Genomic DNA, 16,900 nt, shown 5'->3' on the forward strand with positions numbered 1-16,900 from the left:
GGGATAGATTATTATAAAAAATCACCTTAGACTTATGTATATTACTGGTATAGACTGTATTGCTAATTTAGTAATTAATACCAAATATTAGATGGAACGACTTAATGCACACGAAACTTAACCATTGTATTAATATAATTAATAAAGTCTTGTTAGGAAAAGATCTACAAGTAAGACTTGCCATTGCTTGTTTGTTAGCAAAAGGACATTTGCTACTAGAGGATTTACCTGGGATGGGGAAGACAACATTAAGCCAGGTTTTGGCTAAAGTAATGGGACTTTCCTTTCAACGGATTCAATTTACATCGGACTTATTACCAGGAGATATTTTAGGAACTTCCGTCTTTGATAAAAACTCAGGGGAGTTCGTATTTCATCCTGGGCCTGTGTTTGTTGAGTTGGTATTAGCTGATGAAATTAATAGAGCGACACCTAAAAGCCAAAGTGCGCTATTAGAAGCAATGGAAGAGGGGCAAGTTACTATTGAAGGGATGACAAGGCCTTTACCTGATCCTTTTTTTGTAATTGCAACACAAAATCCTTCTAATCAAGGGGGTACGTTTTCATTACCAGACTCTCAATTAGATCGCTTTTTAATGCGTCTGTCATTGGGTTATCCAACCAGTATGGCAGAGAAAGCTCTGCTTATGGGTAAGTCAAGACGTGATATTCTTCCTAAAATAGTGCCTATTTTAACGCATGATGAGTTAAAAAGAGTACAGGCACTTATACCAGAAATTAAGGCCAGTGAAGCAATTATTGACTATATTTTGCGAATAGTATCACTAACTCGTGTGGATAATACTTTCAGTGAAGGACTATCACCACGTGCAAGTTTAGGTCTACTTGCTGCATCAAAAGCTTGGGCTTATCTGGCAGGACGTGATTACGTCATTCCCGAAGATATACAAACAGTCTTGCCTGCAGTTGTAGGGCATCGTTTGCATGACCAAATAGGTCAGCATGGTGGTGCTTTGGTACAAAAAATATTGACTAATGTATCGGTTATTTAATGTCATATTTTTCAAAGAAAATGAATGACTGGGCTAGTAAAAGAATGCCCAGAGGAAAAGCAATAGAATTAAATAGTCGTCAGGTCTTTGTTGTACCGACAAAGGCAGGTTTTGCTTTTATTGCGCTTTTATTGATCATTTTATTGGTTGGTATTAATTACCAAAATAATCTGGCCTATGGTTTATGTTTTATGCTCGGTGCTTTGTTTTTTTTAACGATTATTCATACGTGTGCGAACTTATCAGGCTTAAAAATCATTAATATGGGAGCTGAACCTGTTTTTGCAGGAGAAATGATAAATTGCAAATTAAGATTGGAAACGTTGAAAGGTAAAACAAAGCAAGCGATAGCTGTAGGTTGGGATGGTAATGAAGAAGTTGGAAATAATCAACTGCAATGGGTTGATGTTGATGGCCTTTCTGGCGTAGAAGTATTATTGACTCAGATAGCTAATCGGAGAGGTTTTTTTTATCCTGGGAAAATCTATATTGAAACTCGTTTTCCGCTGGGGTTGTTTGTAACGTGGATAAAAGTTGATCCTCTTTTTAACGTTATTATTTATCCCAAGCCAGTGGAGGGTAGTCTTTCAACTATTGGCTTTGCAGGTGATGAGGAAGAGGGTACTAATTCAGTAGGGCGTGGAGTAGATGATTTTCAAGGGCTAAGAAGTTATCAGCCAGGGGATTCTATGCGGCTGGTTAATTGGAAATCTTTTTCTAAGGGGCAAGGAGTCTTTGTAAAAGACTTTACAGCACTTGTAGGAAAAGAACCATGGTTAGATTTTGAGCAAGCAGAAGGATCAATAGAACAACGATTGTCTGTCTTATGTTTTTGGGCATTAAAAATGGAAAAAGACCAACAACCTTATGGTTTGAGAATGCCTAACTATGAGTTATCTCCATCGGTTGGTGAATACCACAAAAAAGAAGTATTAAATGTATTAGCGGCGTATGGAATAAATTAATGGCAGGAAATATGACATTAGTCACACGCAATGGTCTAATATGGCTATTGGTGGCACAAGTATTATCAATTATTCCTTTATTATTTTATTTACCTTGGTGGATATTAGGCTTATGGTTAGGGTGTGCCTTGTGGCGTATTCAAATCTATCGAATGAGGTTTAGTTATCCACCAACATTTGTGAAAATTATATTAATCGCTGTTATTGGTGTAGGTGTTTATTTTAGCAAGGGAACTATCATAGGTCTGGAGGGTGGATTAGTTTTATTAGTTGCAGCATTTTCTTTAAAACTAATTGAGTTAAAGACTAAGCGAGATGCATTGGTTATTCTGTATATCGGATTCCTCGTTGTTACAACACTGTATCTTTATAATAATACGTTTATATGGGTAAGTTATTCTTTATTACCTATTGTCACATTATTAGCCGCCTTAATAGGGATTAATCAAGTTAGGCTAGCAATACAGCCGTGGGCAAATGTTAGGCTGGCTTGTATTATGCTACTTGAAGCATTACCCCTTATGCTTCTTCTATTTTTCTTTTTCCCTCGGTTAGAGCCATTCTGGAGCTTCCCCACGCCAAATAAACAGCAGCAAACAGGGATTAAAAATAACATGACCCCCGGTGAAATGGGTAATATCGCTCAGTCATCAGATTTAGTTTCGAGAGTAACGTTTAAAGATAATAAAATTCCTCCCCGGCAACAACTTTATTGGCGAGCATTGACGTTAGAGACTTATGATGGTCGAACATGGCATCAAGCATGGGATATTGAGGGAGGACGTCGTAGGTCTCCTAGATGGCGTTATAGGGAAGATCAGGGAAGTAAAGCAGAGTATACGATGGTTATGCAACCTAATGGACAAAATTGGTTACTTGCATTAGAGACACCTCTTGGCCTCCCAAGTGACACTTTTAGGGCTGCTGATTTTCATTTGGAACATAATACACCTATAAATACAGTTTACACTTATCAGTTAACTTCTTGGTTAAATGCTGAGCGTGAATTTAAGTTCACACCTAGGGTTAATATAAATAAAAGCTTACCTAATACTGATCCAAAGGCTAAGGCATTTGGAGAACAATTAAATAAGCAATATCAAGGGAATACAGAGCAAATAGTAAGTGCTTTACTCAAATATTTTAAAGAAGAACCCTACCATTACACACTCGACACGCCTGACTTAGGTGCAAACAGTGTTGATATGTTCTTTTTTGAAACGAAAAGTGGATTTTGTGAGCATTATGCAGGAGCTACTACTTTTATTTTACGAGCGGCAGGGGTTCCTGCAAGAGTAGTATTAGGTTATCAGGGTGGTGAAGTAAATACAGCAGGAAATTTTCTACAGCTCAGACAGTTTGATGCCCATGCATGGGTAGAATATTGGGAGCCTAGTAAGGGGTGGGTAAGAATTGACCCTACCTTCCAGGTCGCACCTGATCGTATCAATATTGATTTGAATGCTGCGTTAAACCCTCAGGATCAATCGCGAGTGGGTAATAACGCATTAATGGGGTATGGTTCTTCTAGTTTTTTATCCTCACTTCGTATGACGTGGGAAAATTTTAATAATGAATGGGATATGTTTATCTCAAGTTACAGTGCTGATAGGCAGAGGGATACCATTAAAGATTTATTTGGTAAAGCTAATTGGGCCTATGTGGGTATTTTATTTGTTGTTAGTTTATTTATTATTACCGTTATTTGGTTGTTATTATTATTTAAGCCTTGGAAGAGGGAGCATGACCCCGTATTAAAATGCTATAAACAGTTCGAAGCATCACTGGCAAAGCAAGGAGTAATCAGAGGATTAAGTGAGGGGCCTCAGCAATTTACGACACGTGCAGTTAAAAAGCTACCTGACTATCAAGAGCAAATTAAAGCGTTTAGTCAAATGTTTATTGCTCAGCAATATGCAGGCAAAGGTAATATAAGAGATTTAAAGGCATCGCTTCGCATATTAAAAAAAGCGTTGCCTTATCGATTTAAATTTAAATAAGGCTATCTTTGATAGCCTTTTACTTATTCTGCAGATTTATGTTGTAGTGCAACTGCTAAAACATCACAAGGTGCATTTTGTAGAAGATCTTTAGTCGTTGAACCTAGTAGTAAAGCTAACCCATGGCGACCATGACTGCCTACAACGATAAGGTCACAGCCATTCTCTTGAGCTACGCGATGAATTTCAGCACGTGGTTGGCCGTAGCATAAAAAGCAGTGCTCACTGGTTAAACTTGGGTAACCTGAAATATAGGTGTCTAACCTTTCTCGTGCATGTTCTATTTGTTCTTGTTGTAATGTAGATAGATCCATAGGAACATCGCCACCAAAGGCCAATGAAACAGGTTCTAATATATGAATTAACGAGATTTTTGCTTGATATAAATTAGCAAGCTCACAAGCTTGTTGAATAACATGTGGGCTTTCTTCTGTTAGGTCAATAGCAACAAGTAGATGTTTGTAAGCCATAAGAGTGTCCCTCTATTATTAATTGATATAGTGTATCGCAAGTGAATCTATTTATTACAGCCCTACTAATTAACTATTATTATCTATTCGTGGCAGGTTTGTATACTAGATAAGTTAGAATTATTAAAAGAATAATAAAGTAATATTTATGTGCTTAAGGAATATCCTAACTGCTGCCAAACTTGATAGCTAGCGATAGCGACTGTATTAGATAAGTTTAAACTTCTACTATTGGGTTGCATAGGTAAACGTAACTTTTGCTCTGTTGGAAGAGAGTCTAGGATGTTTACAGGTAATCCTCTTGTCTCTGGACCAAATAGCAATGCATCACCTTGTTGATACTGCGTGTCACTGTAAAGTGTTTTGGCTTTCGTTGTAAAGGCAAAAACTCTAGGGGAGTTAAGTGCTTCTAGGCAAGCATTTAAGTTTTCGTATTGTTTTACTTGAGCAAATTCATGGTAATCTAATCCTGCTCGGCGTAAACGCTTGTCATCTAAAATAAAACCCAGGGGCTTTATAAGGTGTAGTTGGCAACCAATATTGGCACAAAGGCGGATTATATTCCCTGTGTTTGGAGGAATTTCAGGCTGAAATAGAATAATATGAAACATAAAGAAAGTGTGAATAATGCTTGTTGATTTTGTTTATTGTAGCATTAATCATTAAAATAGTGTGCATTTCTCTAATCAATAGTAAAGTCTCCTACGCATTAGCGTAGAAGCCTTTGATTATTCGAATTTATTTATATTATAAAAACTCAATAGTGTATAAAGCAACAGTCGAAGGTATTAAACCTACATCCTTAATGGTTAGTACATTATTTGCTAAATTTGCTGATACTGAAGCAGTCACATCTTCTGGAAGCATTTTATCTAAGGGCCCTCCCTCTTTAATTCTATAGGCGATGAGTTTATAGCCTTTAAAGTCGCTAGGGATATCTTTAATTGATAAAATAAGTCCCGTATCACTGAGTGTATAATTTCTTGCACGTGCTTTTAGATCTTTATCGTTAACAGGTAATTGAGATGCAATATTAGTATTTTGAGTTACAGCATTATTAGTTGTAATCTTTGTAGGATTCAGCCCACCAAACCATTCATCCATACCCCATTGGTCTGTTAATTGATTAATTGTACGGCTCGTATCAAGGTAGTGTTGCCTATAAAGAGCGATTCCTTTAGGTGGGTTTGTTGTTGAGAAATCCTTATCTATTTTATAGTTGCTTGCTAAGATATTTAATTTATTCCCTTTGGCATTTTCACCAGCCAAAATAGAAATACCTGTGCTCAATGTATCGTCATGTGAAATGATAAAAGGAGTTTCAAACATTCGAGCAAAAAGATTAAAGCTTTGTGCTGCATGAGTACAAAAGTTTTTAAATTGGGGAGCTTTCGGGTTATCACTATCGTTGAATAATCCAAAAGATGACGCATCCCCACGGTAGTAATAAGCTTTGTCAACTTTACAGTGCTGCATGCAAATTAAGGAGGATGCAATATAAGCAGCATTTTGTGCCGATTGTACTTTGGTGAATACATTTACTGAACCAAAAGGAGTAGAGTTCCATTCAGTACAAATACTTTCTATGTTGCTGTAGCCATATTGGTCTAATGTCTTTTGAATAGAATTACCAAGATCAATAATATTTTGGGGATCACACGTTAAATGTCCATAATAATGCCAAGAGAGGAAATTTATTGGAGTATTGTTTTTTTGACAATAAGCTAGTAGACCATCTAAATAAGCACCTCTAGGATTAAGTCCGTTGGCAGCGCCTGCACCACCTGCTTTTGCGCTTGGGTCAACAGCTTTAATAGCCTTTGCAACTTTTGAGTAAAATTCATAATATTTTTCGGGGTTATTGTTATTCCAAAAGAAAGTTAAATCAGGTTCATTCCATATTTCCCAGTATTTGATTTTTCTAGGTAAGCCTGTTTTTTTATAGTTTAAGGAGTAATGATCGGCAAGTTTGCCAACAAGTGCTGCGTAGATATCAAAGTCTTGTGGAAGCTCATAACCACCATCAAGTGTTCTCCCAACACGGAACATTATTTGCCGCTCAATATTACCAGGATTTAATTCAGGTTTATTATTTAATATTCTGATTAAATATTTATCTGTCATCTGATAATTTGTATTTTTAAGTGCTGTGTTAAAATCATGAGCCTTCATCCCTTCGGCAGCGTAAGGAAAAATAGTTCTTTTATTGGCAATATCAGCAATTAGTTGTTTTCCTTTTTGCTACAGGTTACTAAGGATATTAGGAATTAGCTGGTCTTGGTTAAAATATCTAGACGGTTGAAAATAATTGTCAATATCACCAATACCGAAGGTATCATGTAATCGAATATGAGTAATACCCATTTGATTAAATTGATCTTCTAAGCTAGGAAAACAGGGGCTATTGAAATAGGAACACCATTGACACCATTGATCTCTTTTAATATACCTTTATTACCTGCGGTAGTATCCCTACGATTTTTATAAATAGATATGCCCAAAGACATAATAAATCTCCTTTTTATTGTTTAGTATTATTTTATTTTTTATAAATAATTCTTTCTTTAAAGAATTATTATTTATGATGACAATAATAAGTTAATTGTTATAAGTGAATCTTCAGACTGAAGCAAAAGGTATGAGCAACAGGCTGGTTATGAAAATGTAAAAAAAATGTTGAAAAAAAAATAGTGGTAGCACTTTATTCTATAATGGAACTATTATGAAAATACTGGTTATTGAAGATAATAAAGATATTTTAATTAACATTGTAGATTACCTTTCTATCAAAGGGTATGATGTTGATTGTGCTCAAAATGGTGTTGCAGGATTTAATCTAGCTACCCAAAATACCTATGACCTGATTGTACTGGATATTATGCTGCCGGGAATGGACGGGTTAGAGGTTTGTAATATGCTACGTCAAGAAGCTCGAAAAAATATCCCCATTATTATGTTAACCGCTAGAGATTCGATAGATGACCGTATTACAGGTTTTAAAGCAGGCGCTGATGATTATTTAATAAAGCCTTTTGCTTTAGTAGAGTTAGTGGCAAGAATTGAGGCAGTTATCAGGCGTAGCCAAGGTCATGGCAGTAATTTATTACAAGTGAGCGATTTAGTGTATAACATGGATACTTATGTTGTTCAGCGTGGAGAGATTACTCTAAAGTTAACTCCTCTATCGCTGAAGCTACTTGAGATTTTGATGAAAAGAAGTCCTAATGTAGTTCCTCGAGAAGTTTTAGAACAACAAGTATGGGGAGATGAGATTCCTGATACTGATATTTTACGAAGCCATATCCACCAACTTAGGCAAATCATAGATAAACCGTTTGATAAGCCTTTACTTCATACTGTACCTAAATTAGGTTATAAATTAGCAGACTTTCTTGATGCATCATAGGCAACCACTAAAAAAACGCATTGTTATTGCTTTCTTTTTGATGACGTTGGTGGTTGCTGGTGTATCATCGATTGGTATTTTTTTTATTGTACATGAATTAGAAGAGCATTTTGTTTCACAAGGATTAAGCGATAATTTACAAGAGATTATAAATAACCAAATGTCTCGTGAAAGAATAATGCGACTTAATCAAGACACTGATTTTTATACAACAAATGCGCAGGTACACTATCCTATTCCTGAACAGTTCAAAGAAGTTAAACCAGGATTCTCAGAAATTTTACTAAGAAATGGCAATGCTTATTATATTTATAAAAGATCAATTGGACATCAAGATTATTTAATTGTAAAGAATCAAACAGAATTTGAAAAACGAGAGCAAATATTACTATTGGTTGTTTTTTTATGGTTTATTGTCTCATTGGTCTTTGCCTATGTTTTGGGTAAGTTATTAGCAAATCGTATTCTTGCTCCCGTTATTAAGTTAGCAAAGCAAGTCAGTCAAATTAGCTTATCTCAAAATAAGCAACAAATAATTAATTTTGATAAACAATATGCGGATGATGAAATAGGCCAGTTAGCCACTACATTTGCTCGTGCATTTGCTGATCTTCATCAAGCTCTAGAAAGGGAGCGGTTATTTACAAGCGATGTAAGTCATGAGTTAAGAACCTCATTAATGGTTATTACAACAGGCTGTGAGTTACTTTTGTTAGACAGAGATAAGTTATCTAGTAAGCAGTATCAACAGATACAAAGAATAAATACTGCTAATCAAGACATGCAAGAACTTGTTCAAACGTTTTTAATGCTAGCACGTAAAGAAAATAGTCAGATTGTGGGCGATCAAGTTACTTTAATAACATTAGCAGAAGATCAAAGAGATATATGGTTACCAAAGTTTCAAGAAAAAAACATAAATTTTTCTTTAGACATTAAATCGACCAATATGAGAACCTATAATAAGATATTGTTAAAAACAGTAATGTCTAACTTATTACGTAATGCTTGGCATTATACAGAAGAGGGTATGGTTCGGTTAATTGTCGATGGTGATATGTTTTGGGTAGAAGATACGGGTGTTGGTGTTCCAGCAGATAAGCAACAAGCGATCTTTCAGGCATTTGTTCGAGGCTCTAATCGAGGGGAAGGTTTAGGTTTAGGGCTTTCATTAGTAAAAAGAATATGTACACACGAGAGCTGGCAGGTGAGTGTCGACTCAACCGATGAGAGCGGAAGTGTATTTTATGTCTATTTAAATTAGAAAGTAGCACTAGTAAGTACAAACAATAAATAAGAGTTTACTATTCACTATTGTATGCTAGGATTATACTAAATAATTCTTATCAGTAGCTGCATTTTATTCAGGGTTTAAAGTAATCAATGAAACGTTTAACAATTGCATTATGGGTCATTTTAGTTGTTGGTTTTTCTGTACAGTGTTTCGCACTCTATTTGATACGATCTTCTTGTTATAATCAAACAATTGCTTATGAAACCAAGCAAGAAATTAGCTATAAGCGGGGAGTTTGTACACCCACTATGGAGTTGCCATTAGCAACAAAACAACAGGTATTTCGTGTTTATATGAGCTTAATATATGTCTTACCTGTATTATTTTTTATTTGTGTTGTAATGTTGTTTAAATTACGTTCACGAAGAATGAATCAAGAGCAGGCTAAGCTTGATAATTCAAACTCTTAGTCACTAAATAGAGAGAATAATATAATGGATGATTGCTTATTTTGTAAAATAATAAGAGGAGACATTCCCTCTAAACGCATCTATGAGGATGATAGAGTTTACGCGTTTTATGATATTGACCCTAAAGCACCTGTACACTTCTTAGTTATTCCTAAAAAGCATATTGCAACATTGAATGATTTAGCAGAAAGTGATGAGGCATTAACTGGTCATATGTTGTTTACAGCACAACGCATTGCTAACTCGTTAGGTTGTGAGCAGGGCTTTAGAGTTGTAATGAATTGCAATGACATGGGCGGACAAACGGTCTATCATATCCATATGCATGTGCTTGGCCAAAGACAATTAGATTGGCCACCCGGTTAATAATTTATTCAACTATGTTAATAATGAGGTTTTTATGCCAAACCAGCGTCATTATACCCCAGCAGACAAACTATTAATGCAGGTTAATTCTGCCTTACGCACATTATTACCCTTTTCTGGTTCACCTTATCGTGCATCACCTGCTAAAACTTATTTTGAGGGTGAAATGAGTGAGCAAGAAGAAAGGCACGTTGCGGGGCTTATGCGTATTAATCATACAGGCGAAGTCTGCGCACAAGCGCTGTACCAAGGTCAGGCACTAACGGCTAAGCTTCCTGAAGTTAGAGATGCAATGGAAAAAGCAGCTCAAGAAGAAATAGATCATCTAGCATGGTGTGAAGAAAGAGTACGGGAGTTAGGCCAACGCCCCAGTGTGTTAAACCCACTCTTTTATGGATTATCTTTTGGAATGGGTGCAGTAGCAGGTTTAATCAGTGATCGGCTAAGTTTAGGATTTGTTGCTGCTGTTGAAGATCAAGTATGTAAACACCTAGATGAACACTTAAAACAGCTTCCCATTGCCGATGAAAAGTCTCGAGTTATTCTAGAGCAAATGCGTATTGATGAAGAAAAACATTCAACAACGGCTACTTCAGCGGGTGGTTTAAAATTCCCTAAGCCGATCAAAGTTGGGATGACTCTTCTCTCTAAGGTAATGACGAAGACAACGTACCATATTTAGATGGGTTTATTGACGATGAGGGAGTATTTTATTAAGAATATTCTCTTATTATTTTAAAATGAGAAATATATGAGTAGGGAGTTCACTATTTCTTCATGTATTCATGCTCTCTTAAAAAAAGGATACGAGGGCTTTATCTAATTGTTAAGTTAATCACAATACAAGCTATGATATCTGTATTCGGGTGAACTGTTAGTGCTGTTTTTTTAGCTATTATGATAAGCTAATAAATATAGTTTATGCATAAAATAATCAGATAGCTTCGAAAAAGCTATTTAAATAAAGCCTATGTCTATAGGGAGTATAAAATGGGTAGAGTTTACAATAAATTAGCAGCTATGTGTATGCTACTTACTTGTGCAACTGTTGTACAGGCGGATGATGCTGAAATATTTTTTAATAAAGAATTGCAGCATGTAAATCCTAATGTAATTTTCTTGTTAGATACATCGGGGTCAATGGCGTTTAATCTTAACAATGATAACAGTGCGTTAAATAATCCTAATCGAATGGACTCTTTGAAAGATGCATTAACTGCAATCTTAACGGATAAATCCATTACGGATATTCGAGTAGGTGTTATTTCTTTCTCGTCTTATTTGAGTTTTATTCAAGATATTGAAGAGATAGACAAAGTAACTAATGAGAGTAATGATAAAATAACAATAACTAAGAATGGTTCAACCACAACACTTAGTCAAAAAATTATTGATAATGCTAATGGTTATGCTTCTACAGCTTCAAATAGTCGTTTGACTTTACCTCCGGCAAATGTGGGGAAAACAGTTAGTTCTATTTATCCGTCTGGGGCAGGTTATTTGGCTTATCGGTTTGATAATATTCTTTTAAACCAATCAAGTAATGCAGATACTCTTGTTAAAAGTGCTAAATTACGTATTTTTACTAGATATAATGGAAGAACTTCTATTAATTTATATGTTGATCCTAGTATTTCACCTGATTTTTTAACAACTACTCCAGGATTTTTATACAATAAGATTAGAGGGTTAAGTGGTATCTCATGTTCTAAAACAAATAGTTACTACGAGTGCCCTGTAACTGATATTATTAAAGACAAGATAAAAAATTCTTCTTGGACAGATGGAGCGGCGATTAATTTTTATGTAAAAACAACAGCAAGCACAGATAGCTTGTATATAAGTACTGATACAAGTTCACAATATTCTCCAGAATTAGTCATTGAAGTTGATAATAGCTTGATCGCTGAGAATAAAAGAACTTACCGTGATCAAATATTGGAAAAAGCATTAACGCTAAAAGAGGTCGGCGGAACTAATACCGTTCTTGCTTTGCAAACAATGTCTAACTATATCAGTGGCATTGCTAAGAAGGGTTCTCAGACCCAAGGTCCCTATCACAATACACAAACTCAGTTTGGTAAAGAAATACCTAGCCCCATTGAGGAGGGCTGTCAATTAACTCATGTTATTTTAATGTCAGATGGTGCGCCACAGGCAAATAGAAATGGCTACGTAGACTCCAGTTATTATTGGAACTCTGAAGCTGCTAAGTATATGGGATATAGCAATTATAATAATTGTAGAATTATTACAGGGCTTGATAAAGATAACAATCCACAAACTATTAAAGAGACATACAATACATTACCGTCAAGTACAGGTGCTCCTAATAGTGAAGCTTGTGGACGTGCAATCGCATCATGGATGGCCAATATAGATCAGACTAAGAATACTAATGGTGCTAACTATATTCGAACTCATACCATTGGTTTTGCGCTCTCTAACAATGCTAAAGCAACCAACTTTTTGAAAGAGGTTGCAGATTATGGGCAAGGGACAAGTAAAGCGGCGACTAATACAAATGAGTTAGTACAGGCTTTTAAAGATATTATTACTGATGTAAGGGCAACAGATAGTCCATCAGCTAGCGGTCGTGTTACATTGAGTGCTCAGAGTCGTTATAAACAACGTAATGAAGTTTTTTATGCATTATACGCATCAAATGCTTATAATTATTGGCCAGGTAATATGAAGGGCTTCTTGTTGAAGTATATTGACGTAACATTGTCAGACAATACAAAAGCACAACGTCCAATTCTTGTAGGTAAAGATGGGACAACGCCTGCGATGGGAACAGACGGTGCTATTATTAATACTGTTTCCAGTTTTTGGGCAAACTCAACTTCTGACGGTGGTACTGTTGATAAAGGTGGGGTGAGGGGTATGCTTAATAGAGACTATACAAAGCGCCCTCAGTTTACTTCAAAGTCCGGGCCACTAATTCCATTGAATGCTGATAATGTGACAGCCACGGATTTGGATTTGACTGGTAGTAATGCCGAAGCAAGAAAGCTAGGATTATTAGAGTTTATAAAAGGTAACACATATAAAGAAGGCGGCGGCGGTGCTGCCCCTACAGCAACACCTCCTAAAATTGGTGATTCAGCACGTAGTGGTGTTACATTAGCGACCTATGGTTGTGCTCAAGGCAATTCTGTGAAGCTTGTCGACTGTGGAACTTTAAGTCAGACAGCATTGCTTGCCAGTAATGATGGTTTTTTCCGTGGTTATGATACCGCAACAGGAGAGGTACTGTATGAGTATATGCCTCAAGAAATGTTACCTTTAATTAATAAATTGGAAGCAGCTTCAATTGTTAACTATGATAAACCTCGTTTTTATGGGTTAGACGGTAATGTGGTTATATACCACAATGATATTAATCAGAATGATTATATCGATAATCAAGAAAAGGCCTATGCTTATGTTGTCTCCGGGCGGGGTGGACCTTATATCTATGCATTCGACATTTCTTCAAAAGATTCAATCAAGAATGTGTGGAAAATTAAGGGTGGAGAGGGTAACTTCTCTCGTTTAGGATATACATGGTCAGTGCCTGTTTTGGGTAATATCAAAATCAATGGGAGTGTTACACCCGTTTTAGTATTTGGTGGTGGTTATGATAAGAAACCAAATGAGGATGATCCTTATTCTACAAGAACTGCAACGAAAGGAAATGCAGTATATATTGTTAACGCGATAAACGGTGAGTTGATTCAATCGTTCACAAATAATATGAATTACAGTGTTCCAAGCTCTGTCGCGTTAGTAACTGATGACTCATCAGACCACCTAATCACAGATATTGTTTTTGGTGACACAGGGGGACAAGTATGGCGATTTATCGTTAATAATACTGCTCAATCTAGTACTTATTCTGGTGGGATGGTTGCTACTTTAGGTTCTGATGGAAGCGATTCACGTAAGTTCTTTCAAACGCCATCTATTTATCAATATAAAGATGGTACTCAAGAAATGATATCTATTAATATTGGATCTGGATTTAGAAATCACCCATTATCAACGGATATTAATGATAAAATTTACTCTTTGCGCTTTCCAAAATCAAGCAATGGAACAAAAGGAGTTTTGACAGAAGCTGACCTTGCTGTGGCTACAGTCGACTATAATAGTAACCTAAGTGTAAATAATACTTTAACGGGATCTTTAGAGCATGGCTTTATGATTAGTCTTCAACAAGGCGGGGAAAAAGTTATTACTGATGGGTTAGCTGAGTTTGGCCGATTAGTTTTTAATACGTATGTTCCAGTTCCTACTGATAAAGTAACGTGCAAGCCTCGTGTTGGTTTACAACGTACCTATGTGTATGACTTAATCACAGGCGAGTCATTATTGCAATCTGCTTATTTGGAGTCGAATGTTTCTGCATTACCTGCTGATGTTACTTATTATTGCAAAGGCGATTATTGCACGATTGTACCTTCGACAGATATTCTTTCTGAGAAAAAACTACCCGCCGGAAAAGATGGCGGTGATTCACCATTATTGACCAATGTTTCGGGTAAAGCTGATCCTAGCAAGTATGTAAAAACAGGTTCAACCGATTTATTTGATATTTCGCCTAATTAGCAGATACTTAGAGAGATGTTGTTTATTAAGCTTATACCTTGATTAAAGGTATAAGCTTTTTAATTTGAATGATTTTTCTAAATGATATAAGTAAGCGTTTTGCTATTTGGCTGGTTTGGGAATATTTCTACCATAAAAAATTTCTAACATTTCTTGATGTAGATTGGTGCTAACTTCTTCGCGTTGTTCTATTGATAAGTTATTGGTTGCATGACCAAATAAATAGTTATCAAGCACAAAATCTTTTAATAGCATTTTTGTATGAAACAAGTTTTCTTGATACACATTAACATCCATCATCTGATAATCTTGTTTTGTATCCTCAGATAAGAAGTTTTGTATGGAGTTAATTTCGTGATCAATAAATAGTTTTTTCCCTTCAATGTCACGAGTAAAACCACGTACACGGTAATCTACGGTCACGATATCAGAGTCGAATTGGTGTATTAGATAATTAAGTGCTTTTAATGGTGAGATAACACCGCAAGTTGATACATCTATATCTACACGAAATGTTGCAATGCCATTATCAGGGTGCATCTCTGGGTATGTGTGAACTGTTATATGACTTTTATCTAAATGTGCTAGAATCGTATCACGTAAAGGGCCTGGGGATTCTGTGTCATAGTCAATATCGGTGTGGGTAATAGGTTGTTCTGATATTAAAATAGTGACGCTAGCACCTTGTGGATCATAATCTTGCCGAGCAATGTTAAGTATATTAGCACCAATGATATCAACAACCTCTGTTAGGATTTGAGTAAGCCGTTCAGCATCATAAACTTCATCAATGTAGCGAATATAAGCTTGTTGGTCTTCAAGCGTTTTGGCATAGCTAATATCATAGATATTGAAACTTAAGGTTTTGGTTAGATTATTAAATCCATATAGCTTGAGTTTGTTATTCACTTATTAATTAGGCTCCTCTGTATTATTAAGGTTAGGCGCGTTTCTAGCAAAGCCGATTATAGTGTATTTGTTTAATAGACTAAAAAAATTATTGGATAATATTTTTTAAAGCGTGCATTATGCAACCCTAATTCAATATTGCAAGTTGTTTTTTAGATTAATTTATTAACCGTGGGTTAGTTTGCAGATAATTTCATGAATCGTTTTATTTACAGTGTATTATTTTATATCGCTCTACCTTTGATTGTGAGTAGATTACTTTGGCGTTCACGTAAAGCCCCCGCTTATAAGCAACGTATAAAAGAGCGTTTTGCATTAGGATTGTCAAATATCAAACCCAATGGGATTTGGATTCACGCTGTTTCTGTGGGTGAGAGTATTGCAGCAGCCCCTATGATTAATGAGTTACTAAAAAGACATGCACACCTTCCAATTACCATTACGTGTATGACTCCGACGGGGTCAGAGCGAATTAAATCGTTATTTGGTGAGCGCGTACAGCATTGCTATATGCCTTATGATACCCCTACTATTGCTAAGCGCTTTTTACGCAAACTACAGCCACAATTAGCGATTATTATGGAGACGGAACTTTGGCCAAATCATATCTATTATTGCCAAAAATTGGGGATTCCTGTTGTTTTAGCCAATGCAAGGTTGTCAGAGCGTTCAGCAAAGGGATATGCTAAATTCCCTAAAGTTACAAGACCTATGTTTCAAGCGATAAGTTGGATTGCTGTGCAGTCAAAAGCAGAGGCTGATCGGTTTGTCGCATTGGGGGCTAACCCAGAGAATATTTCTGTCATTGGTTCTATTAAGTTTGATATTAATATTGATTCGGATTTAATTAGAAAGGCGATGGAGTTAAGAAAAAAATGGCAGAGTGATAAAAGACCAACGTGGATCGCTGCGAGTACTCATGCTGGTGAAGATGAGATTGTGTTAGAAGTACATCGACAATTATTAGCACAATATCCCGATGCCTTACTTATCTTGGTTCCTCGTCACCCTGAACGTTTCGATGAGGTTTCCGGGCTAGCTTCAAAATATTTCCCTACGATTACTCGCTCATCCCATGAGTTGGTTAATCACCATACTCAAGTGTTAGTGGGTGATACAATGGGGGAGCTATTATTTTTATATGCGCTGGCTGATATCGCTTTTGTTGGTGGAAGTTTAGTTGATAAGGGCGGGCATAATGTATTAGAGCCTGTGGCATTAAATAAACCTGTTATCTGTGGTCCATCTCTCTATAATTTTCAAGAAATTACCGACCAGTTACAGGATAAGCAAGCAATTGCTATTATTCATAATTCTCAAGAATTATTTTTACAGCTGAATAGATTATTTGATAATCCCAATTTGGTAGAAAAAATGATCCAAGGAGGTCACCAAATTATGCAGCATAACCAAGGAGCCTTAGACAGACTTCTTCAAGGTGCTGATAATTTGTTAAATGAGGAATAAATAAGAA

The 16,900-nt window shown here is 36.1% G+C and carries 15 protein-coding genes; 10 read left to right on the forward strand and 5 right to left on the reverse strand.

The window, feature by feature from the left end; genetic code table 11:
- Positions 1-104: 104 nt before the first annotated feature.
- From DM558_RS14195 to DM558_RS14205, 3 genes are read left to right on the forward strand one after another with little or no spacing between them, the layout of a single operon-like run.
- Positions 105-1,013, forward strand: a complete 909-nt coding sequence (locus DM558_RS14195; protein WP_127164547.1) for an AAA family ATPase — start codon at positions 105-107, stop codon at positions 1,011-1,013.
- Complete coding sequence (locus DM558_RS14200; protein WP_127164548.1) at positions 1,013-1,978, forward strand: DUF58 domain-containing protein; 966 nt, start codon at positions 1,013-1,015, stop codon at positions 1,976-1,978. The genes DM558_RS14195 and DM558_RS14200 overlap by 1 nt, the downstream gene beginning before the upstream one ends.
- The gene (locus tag DM558_RS14205; RefSeq protein ID WP_127164549.1) at positions 1,978-3,978 is read left to right on the forward strand and encodes a transglutaminase TgpA family protein; all 2,001 of its coding nucleotides are present in this window, start codon (positions 1,978-1,980) and stop codon (positions 3,976-3,978) included. Before DM558_RS14200 ends, DM558_RS14205 begins: the two co-directional genes overlap by 1 nt.
- 23 nt (positions 3,979-4,001) lie before the next feature.
- Here the strand turns inward: DM558_RS14205 and DM558_RS14210 are convergent, their stop codons facing one another.
- From DM558_RS14210 to DM558_RS15945, 4 genes are all read right to left on the reverse strand, one after another.
- Entirely contained in the window at positions 4,002-4,448 is a 447-nt protein-coding gene (locus tag DM558_RS14210; RefSeq protein WP_109703916.1) for a universal stress protein, read from the reverse strand.
- Between the two features lie 146 nt (positions 4,449-4,594).
- Positions 4,595-5,059 (reverse strand): tRNA (uridine(34)/cytosine(34)/5-carboxymethylaminomethyluridine(34)-2'-O)-methyltransferase TrmL, encoded by a 465-nt coding sequence (trmL, locus tag DM558_RS14215; RefSeq protein ID WP_109703915.1) that lies wholly within the window; start codon positions 5,057-5,059, stop codon positions 4,595-4,597.
- A 136-nt stretch (positions 5,060-5,195) separates the two neighbouring features.
- On the reverse strand, positions 5,196-6,620 hold the full coding sequence (locus DM558_RS14220) for a GH39 family glycosyl hydrolase (protein WP_228411765.1): 1,425 nt from the start codon (positions 6,618-6,620) through the stop codon (positions 5,196-5,198).
- Positions 6,621-6,829: 209 nt separating this feature from the next.
- Positions 6,830-6,955 carry a hypothetical protein gene (locus DM558_RS15945; RefSeq protein WP_267128183.1) on the reverse strand — a complete coding sequence of 42 codons (126 nt, stop codon included), beginning with the start codon at positions 6,953-6,955 and terminating at the stop codon, positions 6,830-6,832.
- A 215-nt stretch (positions 6,956-7,170) separates the two neighbouring features.
- Between DM558_RS15945 and DM558_RS14225 the strand changes: the two genes are divergently transcribed.
- The 6 genes from DM558_RS14225 to DM558_RS14250 all read left to right on the forward strand — a co-directional run bounded on the left by DM558_RS14225 (position 7,171) and on the right by DM558_RS14250 (position 14,517).
- Positions 7,171-7,854 carry a response regulator transcription factor gene (locus DM558_RS14225; protein ID WP_127164550.1) on the forward strand — a complete coding sequence of 228 codons (684 nt, stop codon included), beginning with the start codon at positions 7,171-7,173 and terminating at the stop codon, positions 7,852-7,854.
- Positions 7,844-9,118, forward strand: a complete 1,275-nt coding sequence (locus tag DM558_RS14230) for a sensor histidine kinase (RefSeq protein ID WP_228411766.1) — start codon at positions 7,844-7,846, stop codon at positions 9,116-9,118. Before DM558_RS14225 ends, DM558_RS14230 begins: the two co-directional genes overlap by 11 nt.
- A 119-nt stretch (positions 9,119-9,237) precedes the next feature.
- Positions 9,238-9,558, forward strand: a complete 321-nt coding sequence (locus tag DM558_RS14235; protein WP_127164552.1) for a hypothetical protein — start codon at positions 9,238-9,240, stop codon at positions 9,556-9,558.
- Between the two features lie 24 nt (positions 9,559-9,582).
- The gene (locus DM558_RS14240) at positions 9,583-9,924 is read left to right on the forward strand and encodes a histidine triad nucleotide-binding protein (RefSeq protein ID WP_127164553.1); all 342 of its coding nucleotides are present in this window, start codon (positions 9,583-9,585) and stop codon (positions 9,922-9,924) included.
- Between the two features lie 34 nt (positions 9,925-9,958).
- The gene (gene coq7, locus DM558_RS14245; RefSeq protein ID WP_127164554.1) at positions 9,959-10,606 is read left to right on the forward strand and encodes a 2-polyprenyl-3-methyl-6-methoxy-1,4-benzoquinone monooxygenase; all 648 of its coding nucleotides are present in this window, start codon (positions 9,959-9,961) and stop codon (positions 10,604-10,606) included.
- Between the two features lie 308 nt (positions 10,607-10,914).
- The gene (locus DM558_RS14250) at positions 10,915-14,517 is read left to right on the forward strand and encodes a VWA domain-containing protein (protein WP_127164555.1); all 3,603 of its coding nucleotides are present in this window, start codon (positions 10,915-10,917) and stop codon (positions 14,515-14,517) included.
- A 102-nt stretch (positions 14,518-14,619) separates the two neighbouring features.
- Here DM558_RS14250 and speD read toward each other — a convergent pair whose 3' ends face one another.
- Positions 14,620-15,426 carry an adenosylmethionine decarboxylase gene (gene speD / locus DM558_RS14255; protein WP_127164556.1) on the reverse strand — a complete coding sequence of 269 codons (807 nt, stop codon included), beginning with the start codon at positions 15,424-15,426 and terminating at the stop codon, positions 14,620-14,622.
- 195 nt (positions 15,427-15,621) lie between these two features.
- Between speD and waaA the strand changes: the two genes are divergently transcribed.
- Positions 15,622-16,893, forward strand: coding sequence for a lipid IV(A) 3-deoxy-D-manno-octulosonic acid transferase (gene waaA / locus DM558_RS14260; protein WP_127164557.1), 1,272 nt, complete (start codon positions 15,622-15,624; stop codon positions 16,891-16,893).
- Positions 16,894-16,900: the final 7 nt, after the last annotated feature.

This window comes from Entomomonas moraniae (assembly GCF_003991975.1).
Taxonomy (GTDB): Bacteria; Pseudomonadota; Gammaproteobacteria; order Pseudomonadales; family Pseudomonadaceae; genus Entomomonas; species Entomomonas moraniae.